At 60.4% G+C, this 22,265-nt stretch carries 17 protein-coding genes, 1 tRNA gene, 1 rRNA gene and 1 other RNA gene; 14 read left to right on the top strand and 6 right to left on the bottom strand.

The window, feature by feature from the left end; genetic code table 11:
• Positions 1-15 precede the first annotated feature (15 nt).
• The 4 genes from HY696_00260 to HY696_00245 all read left to right on the top strand — a co-directional run bounded on the left by HY696_00260 (position 16) and on the right by HY696_00245 (position 5,869).
• The gene (locus tag HY696_00260) at positions 16-1,674 is read left to right on the top strand and encodes a hypothetical protein (GenBank protein ID MBI4236831.1); all 1,659 of its coding nucleotides are present in this window, start codon (positions 16-18) and stop codon (positions 1,672-1,674) included.
• 223 nt (positions 1,675-1,897) lie between these two features.
• A complete protein-coding gene (locus tag HY696_00255) occupies positions 1,898-3,034 on the top strand; it encodes a hypothetical protein (protein ID MBI4236830.1) in 1,137 nt (378 codons plus the stop codon).
• A complete protein-coding gene (locus HY696_00250; protein MBI4236829.1) occupies positions 3,031-3,930 on the top strand; it encodes a hypothetical protein in 900 nt (299 codons plus the stop codon). Before HY696_00255 ends, HY696_00250 begins: the two co-directional genes overlap by 4 nt.
• A gap of 313 nt (positions 3,931-4,243) precedes the next feature.
• Complete coding sequence (locus HY696_00245) at positions 4,244-5,869, top strand: hypothetical protein (GenBank protein MBI4236828.1); 1,626 nt, start codon at positions 4,244-4,246, stop codon at positions 5,867-5,869.
• Between the two features lie 59 nt (positions 5,870-5,928).
• Here HY696_00245 and HY696_00240 read toward each other — a convergent pair whose 3' ends face one another.
• From HY696_00240 to HY696_00215, 6 genes are all read right to left on the bottom strand, one after another.
• Positions 5,929-7,419, bottom strand: a complete 1,491-nt coding sequence (locus HY696_00240; GenBank protein MBI4236827.1) for a hypothetical protein — start codon at positions 7,417-7,419, stop codon at positions 5,929-5,931.
• Positions 7,416-9,086 (bottom strand): hypothetical protein, encoded by a 1,671-nt coding sequence (locus HY696_00235; GenBank protein MBI4236826.1) that lies wholly within the window; start codon positions 9,084-9,086, stop codon positions 7,416-7,418. Before HY696_00235 ends, HY696_00240 begins: the two co-directional genes overlap by 4 nt.
• A complete protein-coding gene (locus tag HY696_00230; GenBank protein MBI4236825.1) occupies positions 9,083-9,853 on the bottom strand; it encodes a VanW family protein in 771 nt (256 codons plus the stop codon). The genes HY696_00235 and HY696_00230 overlap by 4 nt, the downstream gene beginning before the upstream one ends.
• Positions 9,854-9,857: 4 nt before the next feature.
• Positions 9,858-10,481 (bottom strand): M15 family metallopeptidase, encoded by a 624-nt coding sequence (locus HY696_00225; protein MBI4236824.1) that lies wholly within the window; start codon positions 10,479-10,481, stop codon positions 9,858-9,860.
• A gap of 391 nt (positions 10,482-10,872) precedes the next feature.
• A tRNA-Leu gene (locus HY696_00220) sits at positions 10,873-10,959 on the bottom strand.
• A 6-nt stretch (positions 10,960-10,965) separates the two neighbouring features.
• Positions 10,966-11,124 carry a hypothetical protein gene (locus HY696_00215; protein MBI4236823.1) on the bottom strand — a complete coding sequence of 53 codons (159 nt, stop codon included), beginning with the start codon at positions 11,122-11,124 and terminating at the stop codon, positions 10,966-10,968.
• Positions 11,125-11,652: 528 nt separating this feature from the next.
• On the opposite strand from HY696_00215, the gene rnr reads away from it, so the two are divergent.
• From rnr to HY696_00165, 10 genes are all read left to right on the top strand, one after another.
• Positions 11,653-13,836 carry a ribonuclease R gene (rnr, locus tag HY696_00210; protein MBI4236822.1) on the top strand — a complete coding sequence of 728 codons (2,184 nt, stop codon included), beginning with the start codon at positions 11,653-11,655 and terminating at the stop codon, positions 13,834-13,836.
• Between the two features lie 78 nt (positions 13,837-13,914).
• Positions 13,915-14,193: a cell division protein ZapA gene (locus tag HY696_00205; protein MBI4236821.1), complete on the top strand. Its 279-nt coding sequence runs from the start codon at positions 13,915-13,917 to the stop codon at positions 14,191-14,193.
• Positions 14,194-14,248: 55 nt separating this feature from the next.
• Positions 14,249-14,439: non-coding RNA, 6S RNA (gene ssrS / locus HY696_00200), on the top strand.
• A gap of 349 nt (positions 14,440-14,788) precedes the next feature.
• Entirely contained in the window at positions 14,789-15,412 is a 624-nt protein-coding gene (locus tag HY696_00195; protein ID MBI4236820.1) for a 5-formyltetrahydrofolate cyclo-ligase, read from the top strand.
• A complete protein-coding gene (rny, locus tag HY696_00190; GenBank protein MBI4236819.1) occupies positions 15,409-16,968 on the top strand; it encodes a ribonuclease Y in 1,560 nt (519 codons plus the stop codon). Before HY696_00195 ends, rny begins: the two co-directional genes overlap by 4 nt.
• Positions 16,969-17,064: 96 nt before the next feature.
• A complete protein-coding gene (locus HY696_00185; GenBank protein ID MBI4236818.1) occupies positions 17,065-17,880 on the top strand; it encodes a TIGR00282 family metallophosphoesterase in 816 nt (271 codons plus the stop codon).
• A gap of 416 nt (positions 17,881-18,296) precedes the next feature.
• Positions 18,297-19,811, top strand: a complete 1,515-nt coding sequence (locus HY696_00180; protein MBI4236817.1) for a hypothetical protein — start codon at positions 18,297-18,299, stop codon at positions 19,809-19,811.
• Positions 19,812-19,880: 69 nt separating this feature from the next.
• Complete coding sequence (locus tag HY696_00175; protein ID MBI4236816.1) at positions 19,881-21,047, top strand: tyrosine--tRNA ligase; 1,167 nt, start codon at positions 19,881-19,883, stop codon at positions 21,045-21,047.
• Positions 21,048-21,125: 78 nt separating this feature from the next.
• A complete protein-coding gene (locus HY696_00170) occupies positions 21,126-21,665 on the top strand; it encodes a biotin transporter BioY (protein ID MBI4236815.1) in 540 nt (179 codons plus the stop codon).
• 219 nt (positions 21,666-21,884) lie between these two features.
• A 16S ribosomal RNA gene (locus tag HY696_00165) occupies positions 21,885-22,265 on the top strand; the annotation flags it as partial.

The following is a 22,265-nucleotide window of genomic DNA, read 5'->3' as shown; positions in this document are numbered from 1 at the left end:
CCGGAGGAGACCCTTATGATGCATCGAATGCGCGCAGGTCGCACGGTCACCGGATGGTTTGGACTGGCTGGACTCTTACTGGCCGCCGCGTGTGGTGGGAGTGGAACGACGACGGATGCCGCGAGTAGCAGCAGCTCCTCCGGCGGGAGTTCGTCCGGTGGTGGCGACTTGACGGTCACGGACACGTCGGCCACGGTGCCGAGCGACATCGTGCTCAGTTCCCCGACGGCGAGCGCGAGCAGTCAGTCGATCGCGGTGCGGACCGGCAAAGCGGCCGAGGATCCCGGCAGCGATAATCCCGACGACTACGCGTCGAAACGCGAGGCGCTGCAGGAATTGATCGCCGGGGCCGGAGAGTGCAGTTTCGAACCGGACTTTATCGGGGCCTCACGTCCCAACTGTTATGGTCCGTCGATCACGTACAATAATCATCCCGAGGCGCAGACCAAAGACGCGGATACTGTCGATGGCGACGTCGACAACAATCCGAGTGATACCGACGGAGACGATACCCTCCCGAGCGGCGACTTAGGCATTTGGAGCGCACTGGAAGGCACGCAGGCCTGTTCCGCCGCACAGATGAACTTCTTGGTCGATAGTGTGGCCGCGAAAGTCGACAACGTGGTGAATCTGTTCGGCGCGATGGCTTGTGCCGGACGCAAGGCCGGATTGGAACTCCCAGCCGCCGGCGAGACGCTGGATCTCAGCAGCGCGATGAGCACGCACGCGACGATTAGCGGGATCACGGTGTCGTCCGCGAGTGTCGCGCGGCTGGACGACGACGCGGACGGGAACGCCGTTTTTCAGTCGACGTTAGCGATCAGTGTGAGTGTGGGCGGACAGAGCCAAAGCGGCACGTTGATTCTGAAGCACGTCCCGACCAGCGCAGACAACAGTACGTATGAAGGGAAGTTGTCGATGGCCATCAGCAGCAGCACGTTCGATCAGGCGGGCGGTGGAAATTGCGCCAACACCGGCGCGCAAGGCACGACCGATGCCGGGACGATTCTGTATAGCAAGACCGCAGCCAATGCGATCGCGTACGAATTGAAGTTCGGCCAATTCTGCGGCGGCACCACTGATCCGTTCGACAGCAACAACGACATCGATCCCGCGGATCGCGTCGATCCGAGTTTCCCCACGACGAATCCCGACGGATGGGCGAACGATTGGCACTACGGCCGCTTCAACATCAACCCGGAAAACGGGACCGGCTCGGTCGCGTATGCATGGCAGGCCGGTGCGGGCGATGGCGCGTCGCGCGTGTTTAATATGACGACCACGGCCGCGAGCGACGGCAGCGAATCGGGGACCGCGTATTTCGGCTTCGGGCCGGCCGTGGATGACGACGCCGTCGGGACCATTAACGGATTCTATTGCAACTGGGCCGGTCCCGATAATCGCCGCACCTTGGCCACTGCGGCGCAGCGCCAAGTGATCGCGCGGACGGCCAGCGGAAGCGACTTTACTGCGACCAGCTCCGCAATTGGCTACGCCCCGACCAACAGCTGTACCTCGTCGGGCGACGACGGCTCCGGCAATGCGTTCACGTTTGCAACCGACAGCGGCAGCATGGACAACGACACCAACACGCCCAACACCGCCGTCGCGAGCGAACTGATCGAACTCTCCGCGATCGAGTTCACACTCCCCAGCCGCCCGCCTGATCTGTAAAGCGGTGGCTGGGGAAACGGTGGCTAGTGACTAGTGACTGGTGACTGGGCAATGGAACTCACATGGTCCGTTCCCTAGCCACCAGCCACGAGTCACCAGTCACGCTTTCCCCTTGAATCATCCCATGCATCCGTGCCTATAAGGCGCCACGCGCTGTGCATTGGCGCATGTTACGGCCCCAGGCTGCATTGGGGTCTTTGTTCTATCCAACGACGGAGGGAGCATGCCGACAGCCGAAGGAACTACCAGACGCCTGGTGCAACTCTGCGTGGCCTATTTCCTGGCGTACGTCGTGACCGGATTTTCGGTGAAATATTTCCTCGGCAGTCCGGAACAAGGGTTTCCTGGCTTCAAGGACATGGAATTTCTGGTGTACGGAACGGCCAGTGCCACGCTGATTCCCACGCTCACGAGTCTCTGGTTGCGCTGGTACCGAATGGAGACGCAGCGGATGGTCTCGTTTCTCGGTCTCCGCTTTCCGGTCGAGTATCTGTATATCATCCCGTCCGGCATCTGTACCGCGGTCGTGATCCCGACCACGACGCTGATGTACACGCTCCCCATTTCCGTGATGGTGGCGATGATCATCATGCGCGGCTCGGTCATCGTGATCAGTCGGTTGGTCGATGCAGTTCAAATCCGCCAAGGGATCCTGACGAAGAAGGTGTACGGCGAAGAAAATATTGCCGTGCTCTTTGCGGTCGGCGCGATCGGCGTCCATATGGTGCAAGTGAAAGAGGGTGCATTCGATTTCCTGCATAACACCGCAGCGATGGTAATCTTGGGCAGCTACATTGTCGCGTATCTGATCCGCATCTATATCATGAACTATTATCGCAACACGACGGGGCGCGGCGCGAAACGCGAAAACAAGGCCTTCTTCGCCGTGGAGCAAATCTCGATGTACGTCGCGCTGATGCTTGCCGCCACGTTGGTCTTTTTCTCGCCGACGTTGTTCGGTTGGTCGGCGCCGCAAATCGAATTGTTCCGCAACGCGATCCTGACGCCGCGTGCAGGGTGGCCGTGGGCCTCGTTTTGGGGGGCTTCGTTCGGCATCGTGGCGTTCTTCTCCGTCTTCATCTTCATGTTCAAAGGGCGCACCGCAACGTTTACCGGCCTGGTGAATCGACTCACGTCGCTCGTGGCCGGCACGACCGTCACGCTGCTCTTCTACGCGCTGTACGGCGGCAAATTTCCCAGCATGCAAGATTGGATCTCGCTCGGGTTTATCCTGGTGTCGATCGCGTTTCTCACCAAGGCCGAGACACGACGCGCCCGTGAATTAGTTGCTGCGCGCGAAATCGCTGCAGACCCAACGACGACCGCATCCACGCCACTCCGGGCGGTGTCGGCCTTATGAAGTTCTTGTGCGACTTTGACGGCGTCCTGACCGACATCACTGCCGAGGCACGACTGGTCTACGACATCTTCTGCACCGAGCTGCGGAATTGCGGTGGGCTCCCGGCCGCGCGCGTCGACGCATTGCTGCAACAGACCCACGCGACGTTGGCCGCAGCGCCGCAACAATACGGCTGGCGCGAGCATGGCCGCATCGCCGCGTACGCGAATGAAGACGCCTTCATGGCCAATGTCGGGCTGGCCAATGGTCTCGACGATGCGAGCCGGACTGTGGAAAGCGATGCCGCGCTATTAGTGCAACGACTGCGGCAACAGGGCGTGGCCTCGTACAGCCAATTGGCGCAGCAGGCCTATCAGACGATGGTCGATGAAACGCGCGCCGGGAAACGCCAACCGGTAGAGCCCGAGGCCGTCGAAACATTGCAGCGCCTGTTGCACGCGGGTCACCAGATCGTGATCGTCTCGAACTCCAGCACGGATCGCATCCTCGATCTGTTAGGCCGCTGCGGCCTGCGTCCGGACGATCATGGCGCGAATCCTGCTGGCCAATTCCGCGTTCGTGGCGACGCGCGTAAATTCCACCTCGACGCCGCCGTGACGAATCGCGGCTTCACCGTCGGCGACTACTGGATCGACGCCGCGCGTCCCACCTACGAAGCGATCATCCGCGACGAACAGCCGAGTGTCGCAATCGGCGATGTCTTTTCGCTCGACCTCGGGATGCCGTATTTCCTGGCCGGCCACGAACCGGCCCAATTCGACGGCCTCCATTTATGGCTCCGCCAACGCCCCTACACCCCAGGATGGTCGCGCGCGTTCATCACCGACGCCAGCGCGAAGCACTGCGAAATACGACTCCTCCCAACCATCGGCGAATTGGCGACGCGGTATTGCTAACGCAGATCTCATATACTGATGCGGTTATTGTCGCCCATCCATGCTATCGTCTCCCAATATCTATCGACCGCGCCCAGAAAAAGCTGCGTGACTGGTGACTGGGCAATTGGGTCCACATGCTCCGACCCCCAGCCACGAGTCACCAGCCACCAGTCACGCCTTTCCCCGGGTCGATTCATACGATCCACCCGCTGTTTGCGGTATTCCAGCACCCGGCCGCGTTGCTAACTCGGCGGAATCGCGTCACGCGGTCGCGGCATGCCCTTTGCTCCAGTAAAGCTCGGGGAATAGTGGGCGGAGAGGGAAACGCCATATGAGTCGTCTATTCGGGAACCGTCTCCGCAACACCGGGATCAGTGTTGCCGCCGTCTGCTGTGTACTGGCCGCGAGTGGCTGCGGCACCGGCTCGGTCGGTACCAGCAGCGGCAATCCAAGTACGCCGTCGAGCACGACGGTTGCGTCGGCCGTGCCGGGCGATCTCGTCGTCAGTTCGCCGACGGCGGAAAGCTCCAGCGCAACGGCCTCGGTGGCGAAGTCACTCGCGAAGGCCGCAGCGAGCGTTGACACCAGCGACCCGGCAGCGGGTTACCAAGTCAAACGCGAGTTTCTGCAAAATCTGATCAACTCCGACGAGCAATGTAATATCCCGCCGCATCATCAAGAACCGCGTTCGCCGTCGTGTTACGGCCCGCGCATCACTTACGCAGGCCACGCGGACGCGACTAACAACCCGGCCGATAGCCCCAACGGCGATCTCCCGCCGGGCGATCTCGGAATCTGGAATGAGACGCAAGGCGACGCGGGCGAGGCCTGTGCCGCCGCGCAAGTGAACTATCTAATTGCGCGCGTGGCCAGCGAAGTGGATCGCGCGATCAACCTGTTCGGCTCGATGGCCTGCGCCGGCCGATTGGCGGGGCTTGAACTCCCCGCCATTGGGGACGCAGCCGTGGATATGAAGCAGGCGATGGCCGACCGCATCACCGTGCCGGGACTCACGATCAACAGCGCGACGTTGGAACGACAAAGCGACGATGCCTCCGGGAACCCGGTGTACCGCTCCACAGTGGCCAGCACCGTGACCGGACTCGATAACAGTACGCGCGAAGTGACCGTGACGTTGTTGCATGTCCCGACCAACGACGACAACACGACGTATCAAGGACGACTGGCCGTGCTGGTCCATCTGGCGAACGGTCGTGGCGGCATTCCCGGCAATTGCAGCGAATCCGGACTGACCGGGACGACGATCGCGACCGTGATCGACTACAGCAAGTCGAGCGAGACCAGTCTCCAATATGCGCTCTCATTCGGCGAATTTTGCGGCGCAGCGACCAATCCGCTCAGCGCCGACCTGACGATCGACGCGTCCGACAAACTGGAACGGGCGAGCAATCCGGACGGATGGGGGAACGATTGGAACTACGGTTTGTTCCAACTCAACCCGAGCTCGACGACCGGGAGCGTGGCCTACGCGTGGCAAGCGGGCGCACGCGACGGCTTCACGCGCGTGCTGAACGTCGGCGTCACTGCGAACAGCGACAACAGCGCTTCCGGCAACGCGTACTTCGGCTTCGGCCCCGACGCGGCCGCGGATGGCGTCGGCAGCATTACCGGCTTCTATTGCAACTGGGCCGGACCAAATAATCAACGGATCTATCAATCGCTGGCGCAACGCCAAGTGTTATCGCGGACGGCCACCGGCACCGTCTTCACTGCGTCAAGCTCCAACATTACGTATGCCCCCGCGAACAGCTGCGACGCGTCCGCCGGTGACGGCTTTACGTATTTCGCATTCGAAGGCGATGAAGGCAGCCCCATCGCGCTGAACTTCGACAACGATCGCACCGACGACACTGCCGCAGTGACGAACAGTCTCATCCCATTGAGCGATGTCGCATTCACACTGCCGGAAGCGCCCAGCGGAGTGAGCGTAGAGTAGAAGAGCTCACTTTTTCAAAAACCTGCCGACACATTCCACGATACAGTGCTCCGTACCCGCTAGTCCCGCTTGTGGGCAGGGAATTCATCTGCGCGATCGTCGGCGTGTTTGGGATAGAGAAAGGCCGGTCGCCGTTGCGCGGGATTGAGCCATGTCTTCCAGACACGATGAAACAAGTCCGGATCTTCGGACGGCACGAGCTGTGATCGCAACGCCGCCCAACAATCTTCGCGGACTAAATGGTAGCTCGGGACCGAGAGGGTCTGCACGCGTCCGTTAGCCCAGTCGCAATCCGCTGGAAGCCAATAGCGCAGTTCCTCGGGCGTCACGGCGTACGTCAGTCGCCAGACCCGCGTCTTATCCCAGTGCGTCTCCGGTTCGTACGGAAAGGCCTCCTGCATGCGGCGGAACTTGTAGAAGAAGACAAAATCTTTGCGGGCGATCAACATGGGCGGGCGCTGTGCTCCGATCTCTGCAGCGAGGATCTCGAAGGACGGCAATGCGGCGTCCCAGCCCGGCAATTGCACTGCGCGCAAACGCCAGCCCGCGAACCAAGGGAGCGCTGCAGCGAGCAGGGCAACGATGATGAGCGGCCGTCGGTTCCAAGACACGTTCGTTATCGTCCGTGGAGTGAGAAAAAGGAGTGAAACCCACAGCAGTGCCGGGAGTAACAGGGCATAGCGCTCTCCGACGCCGAAGCCTTCATCTGCGCCGAAAGGGACGAAGGCCGGCAGACAGAGCGCGGCGGGGAATAGTCGCTGCCAGACGGGGAGGGCGCGCCATCGCTTGCGACGCAGCCAACATAGGCCAACAACGACGAGACAACAAAGCGTCTCCAGCTTGATCGCGAATGGGACGGATTCATTTTGCCACAGCGAGAGGAGTCCCGGTTGTGCGTGGAGAAACGAGAGCCGTTGCCAATCCACCCAGTGAATCCAATCGTAGAAGATTCCACTCGCGATCAGGCCGGTGACGCCGAGTCCGGCAATCAATACGCGGTGCGTGCCGGAGCAGAGGACGATCGCCGTAAATCCCGCAACCAGCGGCAATGCAGCGCGATGCAGTAGGAGGCTGCCGGCCGCGAGCAGCAGCGCCAGGGTTCGCGGATACCGCGCGGACTCCAGCGCGGCGAACCAGAGCGGCACTACGAGGAGCATGCTGAAAAATTTTGGAAACTCGATGGCCAGGAAGAGGGCGGAGGGCGACAGCATCAACGCCAGCCAGCAGAGCGTCGTCGAAACTTGCAGGCGACGCGACAGCAACATCAGGCCCGAGAGTCCCAATAGGCACAACGACAACGCCTCCCAGACGCGCACGGCTGCCTCACCCGAGAGGCCGGCCCGCTCCAACGACCCGGTCACGCGATGGATGACCGAACTGTCCGGAATTTTCACTGTGCCGGTCTGTGCCCAGTATTCGGCCTGGAGGGCGTAGTAATATGCATCCGTGCCCTGCAAGTACGGCTCCTGCGCCAGCTGCCGGTACAGTGCCACGCTCGCCGCGAGCAGCGAGACGATCAGCAGGCAGACAACAGCGCGTCGGGACCTCACGACGCGGAGGAAAAGCAAGCGCTCACGGCGTCGGAAGGGAGCACCAGGTCATTCAACACGGAGGATTGCAAGTAATACGGATTCAGTGACAGCAACGCGGCATCCATCTTCTTCACTAAATCCTCGTAATTGGCCCCTTCAATCCACTGATCGTCTTTACCGATCACCCAAAGGAATTTCTGCGCCTTGGTCGTCGGCCCGTGCTTCTTTTGCCATAAATAGGCGAAGAGCGTCGCCTTCTCCTGCGCGGTCAGCCCGTTGTATGGTTTAATGCTTAGCTCGCTTTGGAAAATCTCCGTCCGTGCCGTCGCCGGCGCGCTGGTTCCGCCGTATTCCGATTGCCGAAGCGCCGTGACATATTTGCGACCGAAGATCCGCAGCGTACCGCCTTTCGGCTCCCAATTCCCTTCGACGACGTTGGCGTTGATGTTGGCCGGCCGCTGTGCCGAGTCGGCAGTGCCGTAGTTAAAATCCTTGTAGATGACGAATGTCCCGTTCCCACGCACCCGGATGCGCGCGTTGTCGCATTGTTTGGAGAGTCGATAGCCCTGTTCGTCGAGAGCGAGAGAATCTCCCCAGACCGGTTGGTGGAGGATCGAAGCGAACGATCGGTCGATGAGCCCTTGAAAGGTCGTCGGCGCTGCGGTCTTCGGCAGCTCCGTTTGGGGTAACAGCAGCGCCCCGTTGGTGCCGACGAGTCGCAGTTCGGAGATCAGCACGTCTTTATAGGAAGCTCCGGCGACGGTCTCGCGGATCGCAAACTTGATTTGCCGCGCCCCCGTTAATGGTGGCGTGAGTCGGATCAGTTGCGAACCGGTCTGGTCGAGCAGTCCAACCGTTTGCGGCGACTGTGCGTTCGCCACGACTTCCAACGTGCGCACGCGCCCGTTGGCTTTGAAGTGCTCCGGCGAGCGTTGATACCCGTTCCACACCAGCAGGCCCGAGACGGTCTGCGGACTGGTGAACGTCAGCGTTACGGATTCACCTGTGCCGGTCGTCTTCTTGCCGTCCGTCGACCACGCAAAGTCGTATCGTGAATCGAAGAGATTCGCCGGATGGTACGCGGAGATCGGCTCCAGCACGGAAGTGGCCGTGACCGTCGCCGGCAGCAACGTGGGCAATGCCAACGGCAGCGCGGCATGGTCGGCCGCAAGGAATGCGATGCGCTTGATCCGCGGTGGAGGCAGCGAGCCCGCCGAGCGGGGATTCAATTTCAGAAACATCGATCGGACGGTTTCTTGGAGCGGATCGATGCCTGGATCAGCGGTGTTGCCGACACCAAATACCAACACGCCGGGAGCCGCCGGGAATGAGGCCTCTCCGGCGACATACGGACCACGGCTATTGCGGGTCCGACCGTTGAGATACAGTTCATAATGTGAGCGTGCGGCCAACGCGTCGGGGAGGCCTTCCAAGGTCACTTGCAGATAATGGATCGGGGTCGGCTTCTCGAACTGCACGTAGATGCCCTCATCCGTTCCGTGGTCCGCAGCGCCGGGCGACCAGACGCCTTGGCACCCGGGATCCAGCAGACACGTGGCGGACGCCGCCCCGGGCGCGCTACTGGTGGCCGCGGCGGCCAATACCACGGCGTTTGTCGCGGACGCAGCGCCATCGGCACTGCTCAGCCAAAGGACTGTCGCTAGTAACAAGGCTCGTGTTTTCATTGCACCTCCGGACGATCGTAATGACATTTCGAAAAATTCTGAAACAGGAATTCGTTCGCGACACAATGCCCGGCGGTATTCCACTGCTCCCGCCGGATCGTGTTGCGTCGATACAGTCCGTCGGGCATCGTGACGAAGGCATGATCGGCTTCCTTCACGACATAGCGATGCGCCGGCAGTGCCGCCGCCAACAGCCGCGCCACCAACGCATCCGGCGTGACTTGCAGTCGAAATTGGTAGCTGCTCGTGCCTCGGTTGAAGAGTCGCAGGTCTTTGAAGTTGTAAACAATCGTGGCGCCGGTGCCGAAAGGGACTAATCGGTCGTCATCGGGGAACAGATCGACACTATGATGATGTCGTTCGATGACTGCGAAGTCGGCATGCAACGCGAGCCAGAAGAGGGCGTTCGCGAGTTGGCAAAGTCCACCGCCGATGCCGCGTGACGGAGCGCCGCGTTGCAGGACCAGCCCTTCACGAAAACCGCGTCGCGCGGTCGGTGCCCCGACGAGGCGCCAGAGCGAGAAGAGGCTGCCTGGTGGAATCACCACGCCGTCCAGTCGTCGGAGCGCCAGCCGCAAATTTTCCCGCTTATTGTCGAAGAGAGACCGGTCGACGCCGGGGAAATCGCGATAGATCGGGAGGCGATGCTCCAGGACCAGCGCGGGCAGGGTCTCCGGCGACTGCCAGGTGGCGAATGGATGTGTCGGCAGCAAATCGCGGAGATGCCGCACCAGACGGCGTCCTCCAAAGGCGAGCCGCAGACGCATACGATTAAGGAGTCGAGCCATCCAAGGCTGGCACAATAGGATATCCAACCGTCGGTCGCAATTGATAATGCCACCATTCGGAGTTGAGTGGTTTCAATCCGATTTCCTTCATGAGGCCGATCAGTCGTGCACGATGCGCGCAAGTCTGCTGCTCCTGCGCTGGGCATCGGTAATGCGGAGAGGCCTTAGCGGTAAAATCATCGAACCCGGTCGGCATCGCCAAGCGTTGGCCCGTCTCATCGGCCAACGTCACATCGACGGCAATCCCCCGATTGTGATGAGAGCCGACCTTCGGATCGGCGACATAGCGCCGATCAGGGACCAACTTCCACATCGCCCGTTGCACGGCCAGCGGACGGTAGCAGTCCCAGAGGACTAAGCGAAGTTTCTGAGTCGTCAGCAGGGGAACGAGTCGCTGCAGCCGCATTGCAAGATCCGCATGGACATAACAGCGGTCCAGCCCGAACTCGCGATAGACATTTTTCTTCAGGAAGTTGTCTTCGGTATTATAGCGGAGATCGACGATGAAACGGTCGCCGTGCAGCTGTACCAGGCCCCCGCTCGGTGCTGCGGCTACCGGCAGCGACCACCAGCACAGCACCACAAAGAGGAAATGCCATTTGGCCATTTGCGAATATCGTGGATCGTATATCGGGACAAATTTTGCTACCGCAAAATTTGTGCGAGGGAGGGGAGTTCGAGTGCGGAGACGAATGCTCGCCCGCTCGCATTCGTGATCTCACTACCGCGGACGATGGCTCCGCTCCCGCTCCGCTCCCGCTCCGCTCCCGCTCCGCTGTCCTTACTCCCCTACGGTATTGCTACCACTAGCTCCTGAAGCTAGCGCGGCGTGCAGGGGCTCGCGTACCCTCCGCCTACGGCTGCGGGTATTTCCTCGTCCACCCACCTTCGGTGGGTACCCGGGCTCGGTCATCGCTTTCCCCTCCACGGGCAAAGCCCGGGGAGCCTCCCCCTCAACGCCGCGGTGCGGCTCAGCAGACGCGCCGTCGTTGCTTGCCTGGTGCGAGGGAGGGGAGTTGAACCCCTACGGTATTGCTACCACTAGCTCCTGAAGCTAGCGCGTCTGCCAGTTCCGCCACCCTCGCGCACTACTAAAACTCATCATCTAAATCGTCCCCGTCGTCGGGGATCATTTCGGAGTCGTCTTCTTCGAACAGCACGACGCCGCAATTGGCGCATACCGATTGGCCGCCCGTCGCGTGCCCACAATTCGGACATTCCGTCTCTTCTTCAAGCTCGTCTGGCTTCATAGCGCCCCCGTCAATTTGCTGCCGCGCCGCTCCGGCGATCAAGCAAAAGTGGGAGTGCGCTACAAAAATTGGTTCGGAGGGGCAAGGAAAATCTGTTTGGGCATGTTTATAAAATGGATTGCGGAGTGAATGCTAAGGCCCATGCCCGACAGGGGCGAGAGAGGAGTCCCGCGGGCCCCTGTCGGAACCCCGTGTTTCAATCTGAATGAACCACTAATCCATTACACAAAGGAACACTTCTAGTGACTCTCAATCTACTTGTGACAACATCTGACCTGCCAACGGCCGAGATGATGCCCCAGGGCTTTCCAGGGGCTCCCGGAGCCGTTTTCTCCTTGCGTTCTCTAATGATGAAAACGGCGAGGGCGAGCGCGCGGCGCCTCGATGGCGCCGCGATAGCGTACCCTGGAGAGTCCTGGGGCATCATCTCGGCCCGCCCGTGGAGAAGCAACACCTGATGGCGAATTTCCACGCCTTCTTACCCGTTGCGTAATGGACCCCTTATCCACAATCTGCTACAGGCGGCGTATGAAGCCACAACGCTTGATCGGTGAAATCCAACTCCATCCGGACGGCTACGGGTTTGTCGTGGTCGAAGGCGCCGCACAGCCGGACATCTTCGTGCCGGCGCGCGCCATCGGCGGTGCGATGCACCGCGATCGGGTCGAAGTCGAAATCCGCGCCGCAAGCGAGAGAGAGGGGCGCCGAGGGCGAGCGCAGCGGGGCCACTCTCAGCCGCACAGCGGCGCTGAGGGGGGGACCCGAGGGGCTTTGCCCATCGGGGGGGCGACGCGAGCCCCTGTAACGCCGCACCGCGATCGGGTCGAAGTCGAGATCCGTGCCACAGGTGAAGGGGAGGGACGCCGAGGACGATCACGGTCGCAGCGCGGTGGCCCCGACACCGCACGCCGCGAAGGCCGTATTACCCAAATCTTCAGTCGGCACGTGCGGCGTTGCGTCGGCCACTTTGAACAACACGGGCGCGTCACGGCCGTGATCCCGGATGATCCTCGGATCGGCGCGCGAGTCAACATCCCAGCCGACGGCACCGGCGGCGCGCGCCACGGCCAGACCGTCGCGGTCCAATTGCTGACCTATCCCGAAGATCCGCTCGGCCTGACCGGCAAAGTCATCCAGATCCTCGGAACCCGCGGCCTGCTGATGACCGAAATCGCGGCCGTGATCCACCATCATCATCTCGACACCGAATTCCCCTCCGCCGTCGAGGCCGCGGCGCAGGCGTTGTGTGCCCACCAGCCCGCCGATGCAGCGACTACGCATCGTAAAGATTGTCGCGCGCTCCCGTTCGTCACCATCGACGGCGAGAGCGCCAAAGATTTCGACGACGCGATTACCGTACGCATGAACGCGGACGACACCGCCCGCGTTTGGGTCGCGATCGCCGACGTCAGCCACTTCGTCCCGGAAGGATCGGTGTTGGATCAAGAGGCGCTGGCGCGTGGCACGTCGGTCTATTTCCCCGATCGAGCACTCCCCATGTTGCCATATGCACTCAGCGACGACCGCTGCAGCCTCCGCCCGCAGGAAGATCGGCTCGTGTTGGTCGCTGAATTCACCGTCGATGCGGACGGCGACGTGCGACACCCCGCGATCTATCGCGGCGTGATCCGCAGCCATGCGCGGCTCACCTACACGGAAGTCCAACAGATGCTGGATGGCCCTGCGTCCGCCGACCCGATTGCCCAAATGATCACCAGCGCCGCCGTAGTGTGTCGTCGGCTGCGCGCGCGGCGGCTGCATCGTGGCAGCATCGACTTCGATTTGCCGGAGCCAGAAATTGTCCTCGATTTACAAGGCGACCCGGAAGCGATCTTGCGCGCGCCGCGCCACTTTTCGCATCAAATGATCGAAGAGCTGATGTTGGCCGCCAATGAAGTCGTCGCCCGTTTCCTGACCGATCATGGCTTGCCCTGTGTGTACCGCATCCACGAACCCCCGGCCCCGGAAAAGATGCAGGAACTGTCGCTGCTCGTTGCGCGTTTAGGCATCGCTCCGCGCATCAGTACGCCGCCGCGGCCGCAGGAACTCGCGCGCATTGTGCAAGCGGCGCGCGAACAGCCGTACGAGCGTTTAGTGAATCACACCTTGCTCCGTTCCATGCAGCAGGCGCGCTACGACACCCGCAATCGCGGCCACTTCGGTCTCGCGTCGAAGTGTTATTGCCATTTCACGTCGCCGATTCGCCGCTATCCGGACTTGCTTGTTCATCGGCTGTTAGTGCGCGTGATAGACGGCGCCGGGAAGAAAGGGCAGGGGAGTCGAGGGCGCCAAGCCGTGCAGCGGCCCGCGACCATTTCCCTCCAAGCCATGGCCGAACATTGCTCGCGGCGCGAACGTGTGGCGATGGAGGCGGAACGGGAGATGATCAAAGTCTACACCGGCGCGTTCCTGCAGGAACGGATCGGCGAACAGTTCGACGGCATCATCGCCCATGTCACGCCGCGTGGTTGCTTCGTTGAGCTGCTCCATTTTTTTGTCGAGGGCATGATTCCACTCGAAGGCCTCGGCTCCGAAAAATTTCGCTTCGAGCAAGAGGGTCTGTGCCTAGTGGGACTGCGCAATCGCGTCACGTATCGTATCGGCGATCGGGTGCGGATTGCGATCGCGGAAGTGAACTTGAGCGCGCGGCTGATTCGTTTCGCACTCGTCCCCGCAGTCCCGCATCGGACGCAGGCGCTGGAAAAAGGATGATACATCCCCTGCAATCGGCTGATTTCGGGCCTTATTCGCCTTGACTTTTCCCGGAGCGCCTTATAAGCCGGACGCCAGATGAAACGAACGGTTGAAGTCTGCATCATGGGCCAGAAATTTTTGGTCCGCAGCGATTCGGACGAAGAATACGTCCTGAAAATCGCGGAATTCGTGAACGACAAGATCGCGGAAGTCTCCAGCAAAACGAAATCCATCCCTTCACTCAATGTCTGCATTTTAGCGGCCATGAATGTCGCCGACGAATATCTGCGACTGCGCGATAAAAATGAAAAGGTTTTCAGTGGGATAGAAAAAAGAATCGAAGGGCTGATAGAATTAATTGATTTGCAGTTGTAGCGGCGCTATAGTCGCTCATGTCAGTTCTGCGTTGCATGTTCTTTGAGAGATTTTGAGCTTCCTGCCCAGTTCGTGATTGGTGAATTCAGCGTCTCGAACCGACTCTTACCAAAAGGGCACTTCCCCTGCTCATGGTGTGCATGCCCGTCCGCTTCGGCGGATGGGAAGCCTGAAGTGAGTATTTGAGGTGCCCACCTAGCCTGAGTGCTGGGTACGAGACGCCCCACACGACATGGGCGGGCGCCTGTGGATGGCCCGTTGGCGAGCAATCGTCAGCGGGCCATCGTTTATTGCTTGGCCATTACGAATCGACGGCGACAAATTCTTTCTTGCCATCCTCTCCCTCTAGACAAATGCGACAAAGGTCGCTATAGCCGACCGCCATATGTGGAACGCAGTGGAAATGGCTATGTATTGGTCGCCTATAGGGACGTTGTCGGTGTGTTGTGTCATGATCTGCACCGTTGGATGGCTGACAGACGCGGTGGCCCACGGGGCTTCGCTCTATCGACCGCTTCGACGCTCGGAGTGGTGTCAGGCACCCTAATAGGGTCAATGTTCTAAACCTTTCCACTGCTTCCTTGGGGTGTACACCATGGAAGCACCAGTGACAAAACAGGCCGTGCGGCGGCAGCTCCGTCATGTACTCGCGCAAGTCGATACGCCCACACGGACGGATGCCTCCGCCGCAATCGTCGCGTCGCTCACGGCATTACCCGCCGTTCGACACGCTGTCTGTCTCGGTCTCTTTGCTCCCACCCCCGACGAAGTCGATATTCGTGCCTTGTTTACCTGGGCCGTTGCGGCAGGAAAGCGAGTCGCCTTTCCTCGGATCCTCGATCTCTCGACCCAGACCATGGACTTTGCCGAGGTCAGCACCTTGACCGCATTAGTGCCCGGCCCGTTTGGTGTGTTGGCCCCGGAGCCTCAGGCCCCTCGTTGTGACAAGCTCGACATCCACTGCCTTTGTATCCCCGGCGTCGGCTTCGATCTGAACGGCATGCGTTTGGGGCGGGGGAGTGGGTACTACGATCGCTGGCTGGGCGGCTATCTCGGGCCGCGCGTCGCGGTCGCATTTGAAGTGCAATTAATGGCGGATCTCCCTGCGTCGTCGTGGGACGAGCCGATGGACATCTTGGTGACGGAGCGGCGGACGATTGTCTGCCGCGCTGGACTGAATACGCAGCGGCAACGTTTGGAAGCGAAGGAGGAGTCATGAATACAATCAATACGATCAGCTTTGTGGTGGCATTAGTCGTGGGACTCGTCGGCGGATTCTTGCTGCGGGTCTTCGCCGCACGCCGCCGTGTCGAGGCCGCCGATATGGAGGCCAAGCGCTTGGTCGCCGACGCGACCATGCAAATCGATCGCCAACGGCGAGAGGCGGAGCTGGAAGCGAAGGCGCGGGAATTGAAAGCGCGCGAAGTGCAGGAAAAAGAACGGCAAGAGAAGCAGCGGGAACTGCTCGAGCTCGAAAAGCGCCTCCTGTCTCGCGAAGAGGGGTTGGAAAAACGCTTCGAACTGCTGAATGGGCGAGAGAATGAGATCAAGCGGTCGGAACAGAGCGCCGCCGATCGTCGCAAGGCGCTGGAGGAACGCGACCAAACCCTGCAACGCACCATCGAAGAAGCGCGGCAAAAATTGGAGCAAGTCGGCGGACTCACGGTCCAAGAGGCGAAGAAAGAGTTGATCGAATCGGTCACGGAAGAGGCGCGCTTGGAAGCGGCGAAATTGCTGCGCCAAATCGATGAAGAAACGAAAACCGAATCGGAGCGGCGGGCGCAGCATATCATCGCGCTGTCGATCGAACGCATGGCCAGCGACACCGTCTCGGAGCGCTCCGTTTCGACTGTGCCATTGCCCAATGAAGAAATGAAAGGCCGGATCATCGGGCGTGAAGGTCGCAACATCCGCGCCCTCGAAGCGATCACCGGCGTCGAGATCGTGATCGACGACTCACCCGACACCGTCAGCATCTCGTGCTTCAACCCGATTCGTCGTGAAATCGCACGCCGCACCTTGACCGAATTGCTGCGTGACGGCCGTATCCATCCGGCGCGGATCGAAGAGGCCGTGGCCAAGATGACCAAAGACGTGAACGCCAGCATCAAAGAGGCGGGCGAGCAAGCCGTGTTGGAGCTCGGCCTGCATCGCGTGCATCCGGAACTGGTGAAGTTAATGGGCGCGTTGAAGTATCGCTACAGCTATGCCCAAAATGTGTTGCAGCACTCAATCGATGTCGGCTTTCTCTGCGGCATGATGGCCGTCGAACTCGGCATGTCGCAAAAGCTGGCGCGCCGCGCCGGATTTCTCCATGACGTCGGCAAGGCCGTCACGCATGAAGTCGAAGGTTCACACGCACTGATCGGGATGGACCTGTGTCGCAAATACGGCGAACGCGACGACATCTACCACGCCGTCGGCGCCCACCACGAAGACATTCAGCAAGATACTGCACTCGACTGCCTAGTCGCCGCGTCCGACGCACTGTCCGGCGCGCGTCCCGGCGCCCGTCGCGAGGTGTTGGAGACGTACATGAAGCGGCTGGAAGACTTGGAAAAAGTCACTACCGACTTCAAGGGTGTGGAAAAAGCCTACGCCATCCAGGCCGGACGCGAGATTCGCGTGATGGTCAAACACCACGAAGTCAACGACGCCCAAGCCGTGTTGCTCTCGAAGGACATCGCGCGCAAGATCGAGGCGGATTTGACCTATCCCGGCCAGATCAAGGTCACGGTGATCCGCGAAACCCGCGCGGTGGAGTATGCGAAGTGACCAAGCGGCCTCCGGCCGCTTGGTCATCCTGAGAGTAGCGAAGGATCTCCCCGTGCAGCATAGGAGTTTGGTTGTACCGAAGGATCTCCCTGCATCATGAACATCCTGTGTATCGGTGACATCTTTGCGAAGACCGGTCGGCAACTCCTTGCGGCCGTGTTGCCGACGCTGATCGAACAATATCGCGCCGATTTCGTGATCGTGAATGCCGAGAATGCCGCCGGCGGACGCGGCGTCACACGCAAAGTCGCTGAAGAACTGCTCCCGCTCCCCGTCGACGTCTTCACCTCCGGCAATCACATTTGGCAACATACCGACGAGATCGCGCCGTATCTGGCGACCGGAAAATTTCTCCGACCCCACAACGCGCCGGCCGGACGTCCCGGGCGCGGCGTCGGCGTTTACTCCGCCAGGAACGACATCAAAGTCGGCGTCGTCAATTTGCAAGGCCGTGTCTTCATGCACGAAGAAAAAGAGACCCGCAGCCCGTTCGTGGTGGGCCGCGCGGTCGTCGAAGAACTTCGTAAACAGACCCCGATCATCATCGTGGATCTGCACGCCGAGATCACTGCCGAGAAACAGGCCGTCGCACGCTATCTCGACGGCGAAGTCAGTTGCGTCTACGGCACGCACACCCATGTCCAGACTGCCGACGAGCGCATCCTCCCCGGCGGCACCGCCGCGATCACCGATATCGGGATGACCGGACCCTACGACTCCGTAATCGGGATGCGTGTCGAAGACGCGCTGCGCCGCTTCCTGTCGGACGGCCAGGACAAAAAATGGCAGGCCGCCGTGGGGCCGGCGGTGCTGCACGGCATTTGTGTCACCGTCGATCCCCAAACCGGCCGTGCCACCCAAATCGAACGAATTCGGAAGGAGACGGAGGAGAGGGCGATTTCTGCCCACTGATTTTATTGATGTTTTTTCCAATTTATTCGACTCAAACTATACACTGATTGATTTTATTGATGTTTTCGCCAAAAATCCCCCCAGCCTCAAGTACCTCCCCGAATCGAAAGCCCGTCTATTGACGCGCTAGGGGCCTTAAAAACGCCTGAGCATATGGTTATGCGACTAAGATCGAGGCTCGCCCACAAAACGATTGCACATTGTAGGCAGCAGTGTCAGTAAACCGACCACACTTCGGGGGATGGTGGCGCGGAAAGGGGTGTGCCATGCGAGTTGCCGGCCGAGCAGTATCTGTAGGGACGGGAGCTGGTCCGCGCTACGTCACACGACCCGTCGATCGAGTTCTTCAAACATCACAAGCACGACATGCGGCGAATCTCCGAACGGCGTCGACTCGAGCGGAGCGCGCCCAGCTTTTGAGCAGTGCCCTATGGGCCGCCCCGTTGGCGCAGGGCTGCAGCGCGGGAGATGCTGCGTGGTGGGGGGCGACGGGGTTGGTGGCCGCAGCACTGGTATGGGTGGTGCGACGGTGGGCAGACCCCTCGCGTTCCCCATTCGAACGCGGCGCAGCGTATTACGCGGGCGATGCAGACCCAAGCCCGGCCGCGAGTTGGGGACCTTTTATCCAAACGCGGCGTTACGTGCGCCCGGTCGTTCTCCCCAACGCATCGCCATCCGGTGTTTGGGTGGTGTGGCAAAGGTATAGCTTCTCCGGCGAACAAGCGCCGTATACGATCCTGACGTGCCTTGATGGCGCGCGGGTTGCGCTGCGACTGCCATACGATGAACGCTGGACGGGAGGGGCCGCCGCCGGCGGACTGACGGTCCGGAATGCTTCGATGTACCATGGAGCGTATCGGGAGGAATTGGAGTGGCTGAGCCATAGCTGTGCGCCCGCGTCCGATTCAATTGCCGCGTCGGCATTGTCGGTCGCAGATGATCGGGAAATGCCGTATCCCGTAGCGGCGATGGAGTTGTCACGTGAGGAAGCGACGCAATTGGCCCCACTGCTGACCGCGCTGACACAGCGGCAACAGCTCGTGGATCGTTTCCGTGCGCTCTGCGAGACCGTGCGGCCATGGTCCCGCCCGCTCGTAGCGCCTCAGGCTGACACCCTCTGGGCCGATGCGCATGGCAGCTGGTTGCTGGACACCGTCACCGCACAGGGAGTGAGTTCATTTGGGGACCCACTAACAGAAACGGAGCGGGCCTTGATATTGAACCGCATTGACACGGTACCACGGAACGACGACCTCTTCCGTGTCGCCGCGCCCGCGCTGCAGGATTTCGTGGGCGCATTGGTTGCAAGTCACCGCGCGCTGCTCGAGTTAACGGAGCGACTGAAAGACGCAGTGGCATGGATCCCCACGTTACCGGCGCGCCTGCGCGAGCGCGTCGCAATGCTCGATCCGGCGGAATGGGAAGTTGCGTGCGCAGATCCGCGGCGCGTGCTCATCCATCGCACTACAACCCCAACAGGCGTCTTTGCCGTGCGCCAATTCTTCTATCGCAGCGCCGGCGCATTCCAAGAGATGACGTATCTGGTGGCAATGACGGAAGGGGAATCCGCTGAACCCTTGGTCTGTGAATGGCGGGCGCAGCAGGACGGAAAAGGCTTCTGGATAAAAGGCGTCGCTGCCGCCACAGTGTCTGCCTTAAAAGAAGCATTTACGACCGGCCGCTGGAGTGATGCCTTGGGGCCGAAAAATTTCAGAGCGCCTGCAGAACCAGCCAATGCCTATGTTTTCCCCGACATGACGCCGCCGTTTGAGGCCTGGGAGTTGCTGCCAAAACACGCCGCGGCAGTGCGACGCGCCTGGGTAGGGGCGCAGACCGGCACTGAAACGGATGCGCGCGAATCTCTGGCCGCGCTGATCCCACAACTCGACTTACCAGCCGCTCATTATCCAAGACCAATCGACGCGCGGTGAAAAAAAAGTTGCGTGGAGCGTCGAATTCCTCCAGAAACACGTCCCATGCCGCTGTCTGTTCCCGAACAAATGGCAACCCTCGCTCGCGGAGCCGTGGAACTGATCTCCGAGGCCGACCTGGTCAAGAAATTAGAAACCGGACGGCCGCTGCGCATTAAAGCCGGATTCGATCCGACCGCGCCGGACTTGCATTTGGGCCACACCGTGCTGATGCACAAGCTGCGGCAATTCCAAGAACTGGGCCACCAAATCATCTTCCTGGTCGGCGACTTCACGGCGCGGATCGGCGACCCGTCCGGCCGCTCCAAGACCCGGCCGCCGCTCTCGGAGGCGGAAATTCAGGCCAATGCCGCGACCTACACCGACCAGGCCTTCAAGATCCTCAATCGCGCGCGCACCGAAGTGCGCTTCAACTCCGAATGGCTTGGCAAATTAACGCCCGCCGAACTGATCCACCTCAGCGCACAATACACGTTAGCGCGGATGATCGAACGCGAGGATTTTTCGCAACGCCTCGCAGATCATGTCCCCCTTTCGCTCCATGAGCTCTGGTATCCACTTTTGCAGGGCTACGATTCCGTCGCACTGCGCGCCGATGTGGAGCTCGGCGGCCAGGATCAAAAATTCAATCTGGTCGTGGCGCGGGAGATCCAAAAATCGTACGGACAAGCGCCGGAAGTCATTTTAATGATGCCGTTGCTGGAAGGGACCGACGGCGTTCAAAAGATGAGCAAGTCATACGGCAATCAGATCGGCATCCTTGAACCGCCAAACGAGATGTTCGGCAAAGTCATGTCGGTTGCCGACGACGTCATGTGGAAATATTTCGACTTGCTGAGCGCCCGCTCCGCTGCGGAGATTGAAGCGTTGCGTGCCGGACATCCGAAAGCGGCCAAGATTGCACTCGCGCAGGAAATCGTTGCGCGGTTTCATTCGCCAACGGCTGCCACGGCTGCGGCTGCGGAGTTCGAACAAGTCTTCGCCCAACGCGGTGTCCCGACGGATGTAGAAGAATCACGATTGCCGCTGCCGGCGGCAGGGCAGGGACTGGTCGATCTCATCTTTCAACTCGGTCTCGCCGCAAGCAAAGGCGAGGCCCGCCGGCTGATCATCCAAGGCGGCGTGCGCATCAATGAAACCGTTGCGAAAGATCCCAAACACATCTTGCACGACGCCGGGACCTATCTCCTCCAAGTCGGCAAACGCAAATTTCACCGCGTAGTGATTGGAGAATGACCGTATGGTGAAGGACTACTTCGCGAGGTTACGATGCCGCACCTGACAAGAATTGCATCTTGGGAGACTGATGGTGTTGTGGGGCGACGTATCCGTGCCGTTGCCGCATTGGCTGTCGCGCTGCTCTGCGGCTACGCGGCGTTGTTGCGTATCCCACTGCCATTCACTCCGGTCCCAATCACACTGCAGACCCTGGTGCTGATGGTCGGCGCGTATACGCTGGGACGGCAGTATGCCGTTCAAATGGCCCTATGGTATCTCGGTCTCGGCGCGGTCGGTCTCCCGTTCTTTTCTGGCGGAAAAAGTGGTTGGGCCGTGCTCGCCGGTCCGACTGGCGGGTATCTCGTCGGTTTCGCGTTGGCCGCGGCGTTTATCGGCTATTGCCGGCCCACGCGGACCGCGCTTCGCTCGACCCTTACGCTATTTTCCCTCGCGCATCTCATCATTTATAGTTGCGGTGCCGGCTGGTTGGCGTGGCTCCTTCAACTTAACTTCAAGTCGGTCCTCACGATGGGCGTCTGGCCATTTTTGGCCGGAGACCTGCTCAAATGTCTCGTGGCCGCAGCGTTAGTTGGGGGGTGGCAGCAGCAGGCCGCCAAAAAAAATAAAGATTCGTAACAAACTTGTCTCATCGCACTTGACTTCATTTAGCGGATGAAGATACAAGCGCGCCTCTGCCGATGGACCGGCAGCCGCAGTGACGGCTCTTTGAAAACTAAATAGGATGTTACGAGCAGTAGTGGCCCTTAGTAGTAACCTTGCAAAGCAGTACTGGTATTCAGAGTATCGCAACGTTTTTTCTTACGTTCGCGAAGCCTCGAATCCAGCTACCAGTTTAAACTGGAGAGTTTGATTCTGGCTCAGAGCGAACGCTGGCGGCGTGCCTAACACATGCAAGTCGAACGGGAAAGTGGGGGCAACCCCATGAGTATAGTGGCGCACGGGTGAGTAACACGTAGGTAACCAACCTTACAGTGGAGGATAACCCGTCGAAAGACGAGCTAATCCTGCATACGTTCTCCTGGGGCATGCCTCGGGAGAAGAAAGGTGGCCTCTCCATGGAAGCCATCGCTGTTTGCTGGGCCTGCGGCGGATTAGCTAGTTGGTAGGGTAATGGCCTACCAAGGCAACGATCCGTAGCTGATCTGAGAGGACGGTCAGCCACACTGGAACTGAGACACGGTCCAGACTCCTACGGGAGGCAGCAGTGGGGAATAT

Source organism: Deltaproteobacteria bacterium (assembly GCA_016210045.1).
Classification (GTDB): Bacteria; UBA10199; UBA10199.
This window is presented reverse-complemented; position numbering and strand designations above follow the sequence as displayed.